This is a genomic window from uncultured Gimesia sp. (assembly GCF_963972345.1).
In the GTDB taxonomy this organism is placed as follows: Bacteria; Planctomycetota; Planctomycetia; order Planctomycetales; family Planctomycetaceae; genus Gimesia.
In genome coordinates this window covers 1-16,675 of sequence record NZ_CAXAVM010000061.1, presented here as the reverse complement: position 1 = coordinate 16,675, position 16,675 = coordinate 1, and the positions used below count along the sequence as shown (strand labels likewise).

Below are 16,675 nucleotides of genomic sequence, written 5' to 3'. Positions count from 1 at the left end.
ACAGACGCATGAAGGCGGCTCCGTTACTGGCGTTGATCGGGATCATGATTCCCACACTCGTGCAGGCACAAACTGATTCGGCGAAACCCGAACTCTTCAATCAGCGTGTGGCCGATTCAAATCCGTTGCGGACGGAGCAGGCCCGTGAACTGGATGAATATATCAAAACTATTGCCGCAGATCATCGGCGGTTCGAACAGCTGTTCCAGCCCGATTATTCTTCTGTCGAAGCCTTCGAAAAATCGGCGGAACCGTTGCGAGCCGCGTTCTGTGAGAGCATCGGTTATCCGCCTCCTGGCAAACGGCCCGACCAGGCTGCCTCTTATAAAAAGATCGGCGAAGACAGCCTCGGCGTGTACTATCGGGCGATGTTTCCGATTCTGCCACACGTGCATTCCGAAGGGATTTTGATCGTCCCCAAATCAGCGAAAGCGAAAACGCCGCTGATCATCTCCATGCACGGGGGCGGCGGTTCACCCGAAGTTGCGTTGTTCAACGGCGGAGCCAATTATCATGACATGGTCCGCGGTGCCGTCAAACGGGGTTTTATTGTCTATGCGCCGCAGCATCTGTTTAAGGCGGACGGTTATCCCCCAGACATTCGTCGACAGATTGATGACCGGATGCGTCTTATCGGCACTAGTATCACCGCCGTGGAAATCGCCAAGATCACTTATGCCATTGATGAACTCATTCAACGTCCCGATGTCGATGCCAGCCGGATCGGCATGGTCGGACTTTCCTATGGTGGCTACTACGCACAAGTGACTCCCGCCGTCGACCCGCGGATTAAAGTCTCTGTTTCCAGTTGCTACTTCGGCGTACAGGAAGGTCGCTATGCGAAAGAGGAACTTTCAGTTCCCAGCGACTTTCGGTTTATGAATCGCATGACGCTGTTCAACGACGCCGACCTCGTCGCGCTGATTTGTCCGCGGGCGCATCAGATCCAGGCCGGTTCACGTGACAATGCCTCGCACAGAGAAATGGGAAAACAGATCTCACCCCAGGCCGCAGCATTTTACGAACAGCTCAAGCTGAGTGACCGCTTTGAACACGTGATCTTCGAAGGGGGCCACGAATTCAACGACAAAGCCGCCTGGGCATTTGTCGAAAAATATTTGTAAGCTGTTCCTCTTCAGTCTGATTCAATCAATACTGAAAGACCAGCCGGGGAGGAAGGAATAGAAAAATGGCTGCTATTTCTTTTCCGGAACTTTGATCACACCCAGTTCAATAGTTTCCCCGGGTTTTACCTTGATTCGCTCTGGCAGATGGTAACTACCCAGAACAGAGAAGAGCGAGTATTCTGCTCCAACCAGCAGGTTGTGAAACTCGAAGTCTCCGTCTGGTTCACACTGGAAACTTTTTTCGACCCTGATAATATCGTGGTTCGGCGCTGAGTCTGTTCCCGGAATCGCACGACGGAGAAGTTCGATTCTGGATCCAGTCAGAGGGATGCCTTTCTCTGTAGTCAACTGGCCTTTTACCGTACCCATGGGCTCCAGTTGAACCTTCTGTACAAGACCATCTTCGGGAACACCGGAAATGGTGACGGCACGCCCCAGGTGCAAACCACGGTGCTGGAAGAAAATCGTGTGGGTCTGATTCTCATAGAAGCCATCTATTGTGGAATGATTCCCTTTTGTCCTCGTATCGGGACGACCATTTATTGTATATTCCGTGAGAGGATTGCCATCGGGGCCGACCACTTCAAACGGGACACAAGCACCGCGGTCAATCTGTAGTTCCACGTTGAATTCTTTTTCTCCCGGCGGGACCGTGACCAGCTTCAGTGTTTGATAACTGGTAATCGAACAATAATCGTATGTTTTTAATGTGCTCACGTTTTTATTGATCAGGTCCTTTAATTCTTCCAGTCCGGCTCCTGTCTGGTAATCCGGATTACGGAGCTGCGCAGCGATGATTCCTTCTCCCGGAATGCCCAGCAGCGAAAATGATCCATCCGCAGCAGACTTGAATCGCTGGCGCATGGGTTGCACGGCGTTTCCGGGAGCCTGATATCGCAGGTATTGAATCGCATTTTTGTTGGAACGTAGGGGGAAGTAGTCAAAGCGGACATCGGGAACAGGCTTACCCGTCCGTTGATCCGTGATTTTTCCTCGAAACAGGATTGCCCGACGCAGTTTCACATCGAGAGAAACAGGTTCATTCCCTTCAGGTTCTGCAAAGTACAAGGGCGTTCTAAAGTAGGGTTGATCTCCTTCAGGAATTACATTCAGAAACACTTCGCTGTGACGGGGCAGGTTTTCGATACGGAATTTTCCCTCAGCGTCGGTCGTACAGTCAAGATCGATATCGCGGATATGCGTGTTGTTATATCCGGGCCTCTTAATACGGTAACCAGTTCGGATTGCTGTGATGCGTGCTGAAATCGGCGCACCGGTCTCCCGGTCGCGAACAATTCCATCGATCACGAGATCCGGTTCCGGAACCAGTCGGAAATCAGCACCATAATAAGTGGCATTAACGAGGTCGCTGCGTTCCAGCGGTCTCGCCTGAACCAGCTGCATTTCTCTTGTCACCACCGCAATAAACTGGGTGGCAATGCCGGGGCCTTTAATCTTCAGAATGGCGAGGCGGTCCTTTCCGAGATCAGGAATCAGGAAGCGACCTTCGCGATTTGTTTTGAACGTAGAGGGGATACCTGGAGTATTCGCGCTAACGTGTGTATCGACAGGAAACTGGCCCGCCGTGGATTGGTCGCTGTCTTGCAGAATATGATTTTCGTAAGAAGGTAACAGTCCCTGCTTACGAAGTTCGGGTAACTCCTGCAGCCAGCGATCGACGGCGCCTTCATTCGTGTTCCAGAGCGAGACCAGCGATACAGTCAGTCCGTCAATCCCTTCGCCTGCCTGGTTTACCAGTTGTCCACGGATGGGTGGCGTATTTTCTCTGAGGACAAATTGCAGTGGTTTGCCCTGAGTGTGGTCCAGGGTGGAAATCCAGGCTGGTGCGTGTTCCGGTGCTGTGGCCAGAATAATGGTACCAGGGTTGGAACCAGAAAGTATTAGTTGATTTTTAGGGTCGCGATGAAAACGGGTCCATCCGTCATTAAATTCTACGCGAAAATGACCGTCTGTATTTGTATGGACTCTCGCCAGAGAATTATGAGTCGGAACAAAAATATCCGCACCCGCATTCAATCGATGCGCGCTCGAATGCACGACATTGATCGTGGCTCCTTCGACTGGGTTCCCCTGTGAGTCAATAACCTTGCCGGTGTAGCTGAATGCCTGATCTGTGGGTGCGCTGTTTTTTTTTGTTTTGTCAGTGACAGTCGGTTTCTTAACGGAGACGTCAGGCGTTTCCGGTTGTGTAGAATTCGATTTCTGAGACGCATTCACTGGCTGATCTGATTTGACGGTCTCAGCCGCCGCCATTGAGACCGTGCCCGAAGCGGTAGTGATTGCAAGTCCTGCTGAAAGGACAATAATTAATGACCATGCACGCAGACTCAGTCGCGTCACCAGGCTGCGGCGTTCATCCAATAGTCCCGCCACACGCTGCTCCAGTTTCCAGCGAGAAGTAAATAATCCGACGGTACCAGGAATCGCCCGTGGAGTATTCAGAAGCTGGGACAATGTTAATAGTGTGAGGCTGTATGAAGAGGCGTCGGTGACAGACAGCACGTAGTTATCACAGACTTCCTCTCGGGACTGGGCAACCTGTCGATTTAACAAACCGACAAGCGGGTGCAGCCAGAATAGGGCTCGAATGATATTTTGCAGCAGCACAACGATTTGATCGCCGCGCAACAGGTGTGCCAGTTCGTGAATCAGAACGTTTCGCAGTTGTTCGGCATTGACCTGCTCCGGTAAGCTTTCCGGTAAAATGATCCCTGGAGAGCGGATGCCCACTGCAACAGGGCCTGAAACCTGATCTGAAAATAACAGTCGTGGAAGCCTTCGACCATGATCAGGATTCAGCGCCAGCCAGGACTGGTTCAGTGTTTCTGCCAGATGCCCGCTGGTATTCTCTTTTGCTGTCTGTACCAACTTTGACAACCGCAACCAGTTGACAGCGAACCGAATCAGCAGCCCCAGTGACACGCAACACCAGATCATCAGGCTGGCTGCTACAACAGGTGGCAGCAACCAGCCTCCCTGTGAAGAAGCAGCGGTATTCGCAAAGTAAAAGATCGGTTCTGCTGGTTCGATGGAGTTTTCCAGTGCCGACACGGGGACAGCGTCTTGAACTGGTCTGACAGATTCAACATGATTTCGTGTAGGCAGAGCATTCGTCTCGGGATTGGAGATGGTAGAAGGATCAGTAAGAGGTAGTCCGGTAGGCTGCACTGCTGCCAGAGTATCCTGAGAAGACATTAGAAGCGTAGGCGATAAATGATTTCTCCGGGGAATCGAAAACAGACTGTATCCAGTTGATTGCAGCACGGCAGTGTAGATCGGGCAAAAACTGATCAGGAATAATGCGCAACACAATAACCAGTAGCGTGCCGCCGGTGATCGCCGCAACACAAGACCAGCCAGAATCGCGACCAATGCAATGAAGCTGATCTGAATCAGAATATTGAAAGCCCAGAGGATGACCTGATCAGTGGGACTCCATGGCATAAAATTCATGGCTGGTTCTTCCTCCGATTTTCCGACTGTTTTTGTTTCGACTCTGCCTGTTCAATCATGGTACGTATCCGTTCTGTTTCGGCAGCAGTCAGGCCGCGGTATTCTATTAATGCCGTGACCAGATCCTCCGGGGAACCAGCAAAAAGCCGGTCCACCATCTGGCTGACGCGCATGCCGAGTGAAGCAGTTTTGGGACGTGCCGCCGAGTACACAAAGGTGCGACCCTGCGTTCGATGTTGCAGCCAGCCCCGCTCTTCGAGTCGCACCATCATGGTCAGCACAGTGTTTCTTGCCAGATTCCGTTTTGGTTCAAGGAGATCCCGTACCTCAGTGACAGTGACTTCACCTGAGGCCCAGACAATTTCCATGAGTTCTCGTTGTGCTGTGGTAAGTGGAGAAGTGTCGAGAGAGGTCATACTGGTTATTCCAGATCGATTCAGGTTCGTTAAATCATTCTAATTTTTGCGACTACAGTCAGTAGGCATTATGACTACATCGTGTAGTTAATTCAAGGATTTTCTTTAGATCTATGTATTTAAATTTCGAATGGATGTATGTGGCGACTGGCACAAGACGGCTCGGCTTGCGTGGGCTGGGGTGAATAGGTTGTTCTGATGGGGTGGCTTGAGGTGATCACGGGGTATCACGGTTTAAAACGCATCTGAATTGACCACATCAAACGGCAAGTTGCTGTAAAGCTGTTGAAGTGTGACGGACGATATACAGGGTATTCATTGAGATTCGATTTGTGGTCACTTTGATCACAGTTTTCCGTGCGTGCTTCGCGGAACAGAACGAATCCCTGCCGTTAACTCTCTATCGATACGATTTGAGTGATATTGTCCGATGAAAGTGCTGCGTCTGTTTTTGATCGCCCTGATACTGCAACCGTGCCCCGTCTGCTGGGGACATGGGGTGTCTGCGATCAGCGAACTGGCACATAAGGAATCGGAGCAGGCAAGTGGTGTGACGATTCGTCCCGCGTGCTGTTCCCATGAATGTCATCTGCACGATCACCCTGACTCAACAGCACACGATGAGCAGCATGATTGCCCCTGTGTCTGCCATATTTCTGATCTCGTATTTGCACAAACTACACCCGCCGTGAATCTCCGCAGCATGACCACCACCCACAGCATGTTGATCGTCGAGGATCAGACACCGGGCCGCATGGCCGTTTTCAATACCACCGCCATCGATACTTCACAAGCTGCGATCATAGCACCATTGCGCTTATAGATTTTCTTCTCGGGCCCGCTGGTCCCGCTTCGGAATTCAGCCTGCTGTCCTGCCACTGGTATGAGGATTGCGTGAGACAGCCATTCCGATCCGTTTTGTTCCGCGACAGTCAGTCTCCTTATGAGAATGCCACTCCGGAACTTCCATTTGAAATAAATACAAATCATTAATACAAAACCAGGGGAACTTTAACATGTTCACACGTTCGAATTTCAGTTCGTTGAAAAATAATCGACTGCAGTTGTGTATGGTCTGTGCTTTTGTGATGGCGTTGTCGTCGGTCAGTTCAGCTGAGGAAGTACAAAAGATCGCATCGCTCAGTAAAGTCGAAACCTCCAGGGCCGCGGCAGCGAAGGAGAACAAATATACTTTCATCATGTTCTGGAAAAACCAGGACGATGCCACCAAGGCCATGTGGAGTACCCTGCAGCAGAATCTGTCAGGCAAAAACGACACGACCACATTTGTCGCCGTGAATACCAGCGATCCTGCGGAAGCGAAGATTGTCGAAGAGTACGGCGTTTCCCGCGCGCCGATGCCGTTAACCCTGGCGGTAGCACCCAATGGTGCGATCACCGGTTCTTTTGTCAAACAGATCAATGCCGACTACATTCAGCAGTCGTTCGTGTCTCCCGCCAAGTGCCGCTGCATGAAGACACTGCAGAGCCGCAAAATGGTCCTGCTGTGTGTGAATCCGGGTTCCGGTTCAGAACTGCCTCAAGGCGTGAAAGACTTCAAGTCCGTTCCCTGCTATCAGAATGTGGTGGAAGTGGTCAACGTCTCACAGGCAGAAGCCGGGGAAGCTGACTTTCTGAAAGAACTCGAAGTACCACAGGATGGACAGAATACCAAAGTTGTATTCATGGCACCTCCCGGCGTGATGGTGGGTATGTACAACGGAAGTGTGACGAGCGAGCAACTGATTGCCGAACTGAAAAAGGCCGGTAAAAGCTGTGGCGTCGACGGCTGTAAACACTGTAAATAATTCGTCTCATTTTTAAAGGGGGCTGTCTCATGACAATGAGATCAATTATCTGGAAAGAACTGCGCGAGCGACCGACCGCGTTGATTGCCAGTCTGCTGGCGATCATGTTGAGCGTCACCGCATTAGTGGCGATCCGCAATGTGACGATTTTCTCCGAGAAAGAAGTCGCCGGCAAGCTCGATAAACTGGGAGCCAATGTGCTTATTCTGCCCAAAGGCGTCACACTGCAGGATTATTATACCGCCGACATGCACGCGGAAACGATCCCGGAAGAACATGTCGCGGAACTGGCACTTGCCGGGCTGACTGGCGTGGAAGCGCTTTCGCCCAAGCTGTGTGTGCCCACGGAGATTAACGGTAAAAATGTCATTCTCACAGGCATTCTGCCTCAGGCCGAGATTCAGAAAATGGCCGCCTGGCAGGGGGGCATGATTTTTAAAAAGCACGAAGGCTGTAAAGCGAAGATCAATGTGATCGATGAAAACCAGGATGCCCCGGAAGCTTTGGCAGAAAGACGCGCATTACAGAACCTGAATGAGAACGAGGTCATTCTCGGCTCAGACTATGCCGCCAGTAATGGACTGGCCGCCGGCGATACCCTGGAACTGCTGGGCGAAAAGTTTGAGGTCCTGACGACACTGCCGTCGACGGGAACTGTCGACGACAGTCGCGTCTTCGCACACCTGCATACAGTGCAGCGTCTGTCGAAATCAGGAGAAGTCGTTAACATCATCGAAGTCATGGGCTGCTGTGAAGATGTCGCCAACGGCCTGGTAGGCGATCTGCAGGCGCTGCTGCCGGGCACGAAGGTGGTGACGATTGCGAATGTAGTGGAAACCCAGGTTTCCATTAATCGCATGATGACCAATCTGTCGTACCTGTTCCTGGCGATTCTGATCGCGGTCGGCGGTGCGAGCATGGCCAGTGCCAGCTTTGCTAACGTGATGGAACGTCGACGCGAAATCGGTACTCTGATGGCCCTGGGCGCCACACCCCGCTTTGTCACGCAACTCTTCCTGGCCAAAGCGGCCCTGCTGGGGTTGGCAGGCGGTATTACCGGTTACATTGCCGGCAGCGTACTGGCCATCTTCCTCGGGCCGGCATTTGCCGATGTCTCGGTTCTGCCCGTTCCCAGTCTGGCATTCATCTCTGCGGCGATTGCCGTGCTGGTGACGATTGCCGCCAGTTATATACCCGCACGACAGGCAGCGAAACTCGATCCCTGTATGTGCTTCAAGGAGGTTTGATCCATGCTCACGTTAGAAGCAGTTCGCAAAGTATATCGCAAAAAACAGGACGAAGTCGTCGCCCTCGATTCGACCAGCCTGGAAATTGCGCGGGGCGACTTTATCGCCATCATCGGGCCCAGTGGCAGTGGAAAAACAACACTGCTCTCCATGCTGGGAGCAATGTCCGCTCCCACGGAAGGACGGATTCTGCTGGACGGGGAGTCAATCTACGATCTGCCCGTCAATCTGCGCGCGGAAGTCAGGCAAAATAAGATTGGCTTTGTGTTTCAGACGTTCAATCTGATTCCTTATCTCACGGCGATCGAAAACGTACAGGTCCCGATGCTGCTGGCGAAAAAACATCGCGGCGAGCAGCAGGAGAAAGCAGCAGCGCTGCTCAGAAAAGTCGGCCTGCAGGATCGTCTGCAGCATAAGCCGGCAGAGTTGAGTGTGGGGCAGCAGCAGCGCGTCGCTCTGGCGCGCATGCTGGCCAACGATCCGTCGATCATTCTGGCCGACGAACCCACAGGCAACCTCGACCCGGATACCAAAGATCAGGTGATGGAGTTTCTGACCCAGTTCAATGAAGAAGGGCGTACGATTATCATGGTGACCCATGATCTGTCCGCCGCCAGCTGTGCCAGAAAAACACTGACACTCTCAGAAGGAACGATCTGCGATACGCAGCAGAAGCAGTTATTGAAGACGGCGTAAATCGCTTCTGATTTCAATCGACTCCGGGCTGGTTCAGATTGTTGAGCCAGCCCGGTTTTTTATTTGCCTGAAAGAAATGAATCTGGATGATCATTCCTCTTTCGGCTCTTCTTTCTTCATGAGTGCTTCGTGTGAAATGACACACTGATAGAACTTCTGCCGTTTCAATGAACGTTCGAGTGCACCCCGATTGAATGGTCCTGTAGTCTCAAATGAGAATTCTTTATCACCTTCATTGAACTTCAGTGTTTTAAGATCAATCCAGGAAAATCCGTCGAGCGCATCCCGTGCACTGGACAGTGGTTTCCCTTTGGATCCTCCTCCAAACAGGCCGTACTTGACTGTCACTTTCACGTTTTCCTTTATGGGAGCAGGATCGGCTGTTCGTCTGGCAGTCATTCCAGGTTGCAGCGGATTCCCTTTTCCATTCGATGCAGGCAGGGTTGTACTCAGATACTTACACTCCAGCATTATCGCGGATAATACATTGATGATATATTCAATTTCTTTGGATTCATTTCCGCCGACGCGTACTTTAAAGTTCAATATCCCGTGCTCAAAGTCCATCTGCAGTGTATGAGGAATATAACCATCCACTCCACACAGATTCATATTTGCTGAATGCATCTTCTCGATTTCGTCATACTCGGGGAGAGGCTGACCGCTGTCGACAAAACTGAAATACATGGTTTTTTCATAGGATTCCGGGTCATATTCAAAATCATCCACTGAAATCGGTTCATCTGCAACAAGAACACCCAGGGAGTCAATTTCATTCACCATTTTAATCAGGTCAGCCGGCGGGACACGATCTATGAGAAAAGCTAACTCCATTGTGTCAAAATTAATGCTCACTGATTTTTTGAAATAACCGGGCAGACCACCATCGATTTTGTAATCGAGATCAGAATGAATATTTTGCAGTGTATTCACATCTGATACGTTTCCGCGATAAAAGGGATTGGTGAGTAATTCTTCGGCATTCGTGATTTTCAAAACAACCCGTTTCATAGGTCTGTTAGGAGTCCAGAATACCGGTCCGGGAGGTTCAATCGATATGGGGGTGTTTGAGAGTTGCAGTTTCACCAGTAACTCTTTATTGAGTTGTTCTGTGAATCTGATATCGGGAATATGATCAAGCTGAAAAGTAGCGGTCTTTTTTAGCAGATCGACGTCGAGGGTGTCTTGGATATACCCTGTCGATTTTGTCTCCAGATAACTTTGCAGACTTGATATCAAAGCAGTTCGCCAGAATGTATAGGAGTGCGAATTTTGAATTTGTCTGTTTTCAAAATCATCGATGGAGGTAATCTGGTAAGTCACCTGAGACGGATTGAGCTGCTGCTCGGTTCTTAATTCGATTATTCGATATGGCATCGCGCTAATTGCGACGGGTAGTTCATAGAGGTTGTTGATCTGAATTCCCAGGTTAGAACTGGGATATGTGATGACTTGGAATATCATTCTTCGATATTTCAGGTTCAACTTAAGTGAGTCAGGCACATATTCGGGCACCTCACTTTTAAAGCGTTCGTTTAAGATCAGACGCAGCGCTTCCGAACCGATCTGAAAATTCTGGTCCACCTGTGACTGATATTCAGGACTGACTTTGAGAAGGAAATAGTGCAGTTCCTGTTTCACCAGAGAATTTTCGCCTGATTCTGCTGCCAGTGTTTCACGGAGCGTTTTATCCAGCGGAGCGATTGTCACATGCTGATAACAGACCTCATTTATCTTTCGTACCAGGTCACTGACATCTTCCGAAGTTAATCGGAGCGTGAGCCTGTTTTGTCTCAAATCGACGCGTACCGAACCAGGCTGATAAAAACCGAAGTTTTTCTGTAATGTTGAATCCAGTGATCGTTGTGCTGAATTGGCAGCCAGGTCGAAGTTCTTCTCTGACTTTTCCAGAAACTGTTTCACATTTTTATGTAATGCCACAATCTTAAACACCAGTTCAGTCGAATTGCTGGTCGACGGCGTGGCAGGAGGATTGGCATAACTGGAGATTTTCGGAGTCCGACGTTCCGTCGTACTGCGGGGCACAGTATCACGATTCCCGGATTCCTGACCTGTTGAGGAATTAATTTCGTGGAGTGGGATCAATTTCTGTTTTTCCGAGGGAGACGAACTGCCACAGGCAGTAGCCAGGCAGAGACACAGTCCCAGCAGGAACCAGGAGTTGATAAAAGACAACCAGCGTTTGTTGTCTGTCATGTTCTGTTTCACAAAACCTGTTTGATCAGTCGCAGAATCAGAAATTACGAATGGATGAATCATGGCGAACCCGGTGGTAAAACTATTCTGGTGTGAACCATAAGACGGTGTCCAGTTTTACTGTAGCGTCTCCAGGAGAATTTGAACCGAGTAAAGTTGATTGGGAGACGCTATGGTGAAATGTGACGCCCTATAGATTAAATTGATCATTAACTGTAAACAAGATTAGCTATCCGCTATTTATCACAATTTCATCCAGGTTCTCCGGATAATCCTCCCCGGCACCGAGGGCTTGTGCTGATAGTGTTAAGCGATGAAACAGCTTGCACTTGGATGTCAATTCCCTTTCCCTGAGGCTGTCAAAATGAATAAGATCGCGGTACCATGGAACGCCAGAATATTCTCACGACACTCAAGGCGAGACAGGATGGCTAAGAAGCAGCAACCTAAGAATCAACACGAGCGCACGCGTGTGGATCATGCAACGGAAATTGCAGAGGACTATGTAGAAGCGATTGCGGAAGTGATTGAAGAGCAGGGCGTCTGCCGGGTGAAAGATCTGGCGGAACATTTCGCCGTGAGTCACGTGACCGTCAATCGTACCGTGGCCCGTCTGCAGCGGGACGGTTATGTCACCACCGAACCTTACAGTCCCGTTGAATTGACCACCCAGGGCGCGCGGCTGGCCAAAGACTCCCGCCGTCGCCATGAAATCGTGCTCAGTTTTCTGATTGCGCTCGGCGTCAGTGAAGAGACCGCCGCAACCGATTCCGAAGGCATCGAACATCATGTCAGCCCGGAAACACTGGCGATCATGGAATCATTCGTCTCCAACGTTCGGGGCTGAAGCAGTTGCAGAAAATGATCGCACTTTTCCTGCTCCGAAATAATATTCTTAGCTGAATTCGTTCCCCGGGTCTGCTAGCATGGATGTACACAGTCTGTATCATCCCTTATCAGTCACTACGGAGCGCGTTCATGATCTGCAGCCTCGGTCGATTCATTGCCAGTTTTCTGTTCTGTCTTCTTGTTACGATTCAGTCTGCTTCCGCCGCCGACAATCGGCCCAACGTGCTGTTTCTGATCTGCGACGATCTGAATTGTGATCTGGGTTGCTACGGTCATCCCCAGGTACAGTCACCGAACATCGATCAACTGGCAAAGCGGGGCGTTCGCTTTGAACATGCCTACTGTCAGTTTCCCTTATGTGGACCCAGCCGGGCCTCCTTCATGACGGGCATGTACCCCGATCAGACACTCGTGCATCGCAACGCGATCTACATCCGCGAACATGTACCCAACGTAAAAACCATGTCGCAGATGTTCCGTGATAACGGTTACTTTGCCACCCGCGTGGGGAAAATCTATCACTACAACGTACCCTTGCATATTGGCACCGGCGGACACGATGACCCTTATTCCTGGAATCAGACCTTCAATCCCCGCGGCCGCGATGTGGATGATGAAGACCAGATCTTCAGCCTCGTACCGGGAAGCTTTGGGGGCACCCTCAGCTGGCTGGCTGCCGAAGGAACCGACGCTGAACAGACCGACGGTATCGCCGCCGACATCGCCATTCAGCAGCTGAAAAAATTCGCAGCTTCGAAAGAACCCTTCTTCCTCGCCGTCGGCCTGTATCGACCGCATACTCCGTATGTCGCACCCAAAGCCTATTTCGAAAAATACCCGCTCGATCAGATCAAAGTGCCGCAGATCCCGGACGGCTACCTGAAAACCATTCCCGTACCGGCGCGGAAATCGGTGAACCGTAAAAAAGATCAGATCGACCTGCCCGATGAACTGGCACGCCAGGCGATACAGGCGTATTACGCATCAATCACCTTCGCCGATGCCCAGCTGGGACACATCCTGACTGCTCTGAAAGAAACAGGCCTGGATGAAAATACGGTCGTCGTTTTCACCTCTGATCACGGCTATCACATGGGCGAGCATGGTCACTGGCAGAAATCGACGCTGTTTGAAAATGCGGCTCACGTGCCGCTGATCATTGCCGGTCCCGGTGTCACCGCGAAAGGGCAGGCCGCCGCGACTCCAGCAGAAATGGTCGACTTTTATCCGACGCTCGCCGAGTTGTGTGAACTGAAAGCACCCGCGTCAGTGTCCGGTATCAGCCAGGTTCCGGCTTTAAAGGATGCGACAGCAACACCACGTAAAACCGCCCTCACGCAATATGCAAACGGTTACAGCATTCGCACCCCCACGTTCCGTTACACCGAGTGGGGCAAGAACGGCAGTGAAGGGGTGGAACTCTACAATCACACATCCGATCCTGCGGAAATGCACAACCTGGCAAACCTGGCTGATACGCAAAAATTGCGGGATGAACTGGCTGAGATTCTTCACGAACGCATCGCACACGCGAATGTTGCCCCCCAAGGCGTCAAGCAGATTTCCTTCGAGAACCGTCGCCGCGTTCCCAGACAAAAATGAGTTCCAGACTTGAATTTCCTCAAAGGGTCGTTTTGAATGGAATCACCACGACCCGATCTCACCATTACCGAACTGGAACGAAATATGAATCTCTCCCGCCGCGAATTTTCCAAATCACTTCTGCTGGCCAGCCTCAGTGCCGTCGCCGGTCAATGGCCCACCAGAGTCGTCCGGGCTGCTGAGCCCAGCATCAAAGCGGGCACCGGCTTCATTGACGTTCATACCCATATTGGCACCTATACCGACCCGAAAAAAAATCTGACGGCGGAAGGGCTGATCAAATGGATGGACGAGAATCAGATCGAAAAATCCTGCGTCCTGCCTTTGACTTCACCGGAATCGACCAAGTATCTACAGACGACCGAGTCCGTCCTGGCTGCTGCCAAAGATCATCCTGATCGCCTGGTTCCCTTCTGCTCCGTCGACCCGCGCACCACGCACGCCGGCAGTGTGAAAGCATTAGTCGGCATGATCCAGGCCTGGGTCGATCAGGGTGCGAAAGGTTTCGGCGAACACAAGGTAGGACTCAACTTTGATGATCCACTGATGATGCGCGTCTACGAAGCCTGCCAGGAAGTGGGCATCCCGCTGCTGTTTCATATCGATACCATTCGCGGCAAAGATGTCCCCGGACTGAAGCGTTTGGAGAACGCGCTGAAAACATTCCCCGGGCTGAATTTCATCGGCCATGGTCCCGGCTGGTGGGCTTCGATTTCCGGTGGACTCACTCCGAAGGAACTGGGCGGGTACCCCAAAGATAAAGTCAAACCGGGCGGCGCCATCGATGATCTCATGACCCGCTATCCCAATATATATGGTGATCTCTCGGCAGGTTCCGGCGCGAATGCGATCTCACGTGATCTGGAATTTGGAACCGAATTTTTAATCCGTCGCCAGGATCGAATTCTGTTCGGCACCGATTACCTGGCGCCAGGACAGAATGTTCCGCAGTTTGAACTGTTTGAAAAACTGGAATTGCCGGCGGAAGTCAGTGCGAAAATTAATCGGGAAAATGCGATCAAACTCCTGAAACTGACTTAAGTTTCAGCTTTCACGCCTTCCGAGAGTGTTCTGCTGGCAGGTATTGCAGGAATTATATCACCGGCATACTGTGTTTATGAATACATATTGTTGGATTCTCAATATTTCTCAGGAACTTCCTGTTGTTATTTCCGATCATATTTGTGTATGCTGATACTTATTAAATGTCCTGCCTGAGCTGCTCACCACAGGGGATATGACAGAAAAGAAGCTTCCTTTTTATTTGGGAGGCCGATTTCTATCTAACCCTAAATAAATAATCGAACCTTCGATTACCTGACGGGAGAATTCAAATGTCCCAGCCACTCAATCGATCCCACAATTCCCACGGACTACATCACCAGTCGGGCAGTGGATTTTCCGCGTTTGCCCCTGGCTCTGATCTGGTTCACGTTGGCAGCCGTCGCTGGTTTCTGCAGATGGGAATGGCGGGTCTCGCCGGTCTCTCGATGCCGGAATTACTCAAGCGACAGGCACTGGCAGCACCGCAGGCAAAACTTACACATTCGGTTCAGGCCAAGTCGGTGATTATGATCTGGCTGTCCGGTGGACCCAGCCAGCTTGATATGTGGGATCTCAAACCGCAGGCGCCGAAAGAGATCCGTGGTCCCTTCAATCCGATTCAGACCTCCGTCAGTGGTATCGAAATCTGTGAGCATATGCCGCAGCAGGCTGCGATGATGGACAAGTTCGCCATCATCCGTTCCATGGATGCGACCGCCAGTAACCATACCCCGACCACTTTCCAGGCCTGTAATCCCAAGTCACGCCGCACGAATGACAATCGCGATGGCGGCGGATATCCTTCCATGGGTTCAGTCGCCGCGAAATTCCGTGGTCCCAATGTACCGGGTATGCCAGGCTTCGTCGCATTGGCCGACAGCATGGCTGCCGACATCTATGGGGCCGGCCATCTGGGCCATCGCTATGAACCACTGGATGGCGTCAAGTCAGCCGGAAAATTCGGTATGCCTGACGGTATGCAGACCGCTCGTTTGACGGACCGTGAAGAATTACGCCAGCAGTTTGATCGACTGCGAAAACATACAGAGCTCTCGCCCGAACTTTCCCTGCAGGATCGTTATGTGCAGGAAGCGTACGACATGGTGCTCTCGGGCAATGTCGCCAAAGCCTTTGATGTGAACCGGGAATCAGCACAGGTTCGCGAAAAGTACGGCAATCATTCCTTCGGACAGAAATCGCTTCTGGCCCGCCGACTCGTTGAAGCAGGTGTGACATTTATTACCATGAGCGATGCCTGGGGCCACTGGGATCATCACGGCGACGAAGTCAAATGGGGCGGCATCAACAAAGGCCTCAAGCCGATGCTGCCGGTTCTCGATCATGGCATCGCCACGTTAATCAGTGATCTCGATGAACGGGGCCTGCTCGATACGACGCTGGTACTCGTACTGGGTGAATTCGGTCGTGGTCCCGTCATTACCAAAACCGATGGACGCGGACACTGGACTCCCGTAATGTCGATGCTGGCAGCGGGCGCAGGTGTACCCGGTGGTCAGGTGATTGGTGCCACGGATCGTCGGGGCGGGGAAATCGCAGAACGCCGACTGGGGCCCGGAGATCTGGGTGCCACCGTCTTCAAGAAACTGGGCATTGATCCCTACGGTCACTGGATTAAACCGGGCGGACGTCCCACACCACTGGTCGAAGGGCCTTCCGCTCCGATTGCCGAGCTGGGTTAATTTGTGTTGGGCTGATCCGTAAATGGATCCGTTGGATACCTCGCGTCCATATTCTGCAGCGTTTGTTTCAGTAGAGTCCCCAACTGCGCCGTGCGCTCAGGTTGGCTGTTGCTCAAGTCGTGCTGCTCACCCGGATCGTTACGCAAATCGTACAACTCCCGTTTTCCCGATTCATAAAACTGCAACAGTTTCGAGTCCCCCACACGAATCGCCGATACCGGGCGCGTTTTACTGACCGCGAAGTCATTCACGCCGATGGTCTCCCTGGCTTTCTTGTATCCTTTCTCGGGATGATAATAGGGAAAATGCCACGTCAACGCCCGTTCGGGCCAGGCGGCAGTTGCCCCGTGAAACAGGGGGAGCAGGCTTTCTCCATCCAGCGTCAACGCCGAACAATCGACTCGGGCCACATCACAAAACGTGGGAAACAGATCGATACCGCTCACCGGCGTAGCACACGCGGAGTCAGCCACAACATGCTGCGGCCAGCGTACC

General features: G+C 51.6%; 13 protein-coding genes. 9 read left to right on the top strand and 4 right to left on the bottom strand.

All coding sequences use genetic code 11. The annotated features are described in order from the left end of the window. The first annotated feature begins 8 nt into the window (after window positions 1–8). Window positions 9–1,124 (top strand): dienelactone hydrolase family protein, encoded by a 1,116-nt coding sequence (locus tag AACZ40_RS12400; protein ID WP_291171703.1) that lies wholly within the window; start codon window positions 9–11, stop codon window positions 1,122–1,124. A gap of 72 nt (window positions 1,125–1,196) precedes the next feature. Here the strand turns inward: AACZ40_RS12400 and AACZ40_RS12395 are convergent, their stop codons facing one another. Together AACZ40_RS12395 and AACZ40_RS12390 are read right to left on the bottom strand one after the other, a co-directional pair. Further along, on the bottom strand, window positions 1,197–4,601 hold the full coding sequence (locus AACZ40_RS12395; RefSeq protein ID WP_291171706.1) for a M56 family metallopeptidase: 3,405 nt from the start codon (window positions 4,599–4,601) through the stop codon (window positions 1,197–1,199). Beyond that, on the bottom strand, window positions 4,598–5,017 hold the full coding sequence (locus AACZ40_RS12390; RefSeq protein WP_291171709.1) for a BlaI/MecI/CopY family transcriptional regulator: 420 nt from the start codon (window positions 5,015–5,017) through the stop codon (window positions 4,598–4,600). The genes AACZ40_RS12395 and AACZ40_RS12390 overlap by 4 nt, the downstream gene beginning before the upstream one ends. Window positions 5,018–5,447: 430 nt before the next feature. Between AACZ40_RS12390 and AACZ40_RS12385 the strand changes: the two genes are divergently transcribed. From AACZ40_RS12385 to AACZ40_RS12370, 4 genes are all read left to right on the top strand, one after another. Next, entirely contained in the window at window positions 5,448–5,840 is a 393-nt protein-coding gene (locus AACZ40_RS12385) for a hypothetical protein (protein ID WP_291171712.1), read from the top strand. Between the two features lie 193 nt (window positions 5,841–6,033). Beyond that, window positions 6,034–6,825, top strand: a complete 792-nt coding sequence (locus AACZ40_RS12380; protein WP_291171715.1) for a hypothetical protein — start codon at window positions 6,034–6,036, stop codon at window positions 6,823–6,825. Window positions 6,826–6,854: 29 nt separating this feature from the next. Continuing rightward, window positions 6,855–8,072 (top strand): FtsX-like permease family protein, encoded by a 1,218-nt coding sequence (locus AACZ40_RS12375; protein WP_291171718.1) that lies wholly within the window; start codon window positions 6,855–6,857, stop codon window positions 8,070–8,072. Between the two features lie 3 nt (window positions 8,073–8,075). Further along, a complete protein-coding gene (locus AACZ40_RS12370; RefSeq protein WP_291171720.1) occupies window positions 8,076–8,768 on the top strand; it encodes an ABC transporter ATP-binding protein in 693 nt (230 codons plus the stop codon). Between the two features lie 90 nt (window positions 8,769–8,858). Here the strand turns inward: AACZ40_RS12370 and AACZ40_RS12365 are convergent, their stop codons facing one another. Further along, on the bottom strand, window positions 8,859–10,985 hold the full coding sequence (locus AACZ40_RS12365) for a hypothetical protein (RefSeq protein ID WP_291171723.1): 2,127 nt from the start codon (window positions 10,983–10,985) through the stop codon (window positions 8,859–8,861). A gap of 313 nt (window positions 10,986–11,298) precedes the next feature. On the opposite strand from AACZ40_RS12365, the gene mntR reads away from it, so the two are divergent. From mntR to AACZ40_RS12345, 4 genes are all read left to right on the top strand, one after another. Beyond that, window positions 11,299–11,832: a manganese-binding transcriptional regulator MntR gene (gene mntR / locus AACZ40_RS12360; protein WP_339674559.1), complete on the top strand. Its 534-nt coding sequence runs from the start codon at window positions 11,299–11,301 to the stop codon at window positions 11,830–11,832. Window positions 11,833–11,963: 131 nt separating this feature from the next. Continuing rightward, entirely contained in the window at window positions 11,964–13,436 is a 1,473-nt protein-coding gene (locus tag AACZ40_RS12355) for a sulfatase (RefSeq protein WP_291171729.1), read from the top strand. A 36-nt stretch (window positions 13,437–13,472) separates the two neighbouring features. After that, entirely contained in the window at window positions 13,473–14,477 is a 1,005-nt protein-coding gene (locus AACZ40_RS12350; RefSeq protein WP_291171732.1) for an amidohydrolase family protein, read from the top strand. A gap of 293 nt (window positions 14,478–14,770) precedes the next feature. After that, complete coding sequence (locus AACZ40_RS12345) at window positions 14,771–16,180, top strand: DUF1501 domain-containing protein (protein ID WP_291171735.1); 1,410 nt, start codon at window positions 14,771–14,773, stop codon at window positions 16,178–16,180. On the opposite strand, the gene AACZ40_RS12340 is transcribed toward AACZ40_RS12345, so the two are convergent. Then, on the bottom strand, window positions 16,177–16,675 hold a 499-nt coding region (locus tag AACZ40_RS12340; protein ID WP_339674555.1), incomplete at its 5' end, for a sulfatase/phosphatase domain-containing protein. The genes AACZ40_RS12345 and AACZ40_RS12340 overlap by 4 nt on opposite strands.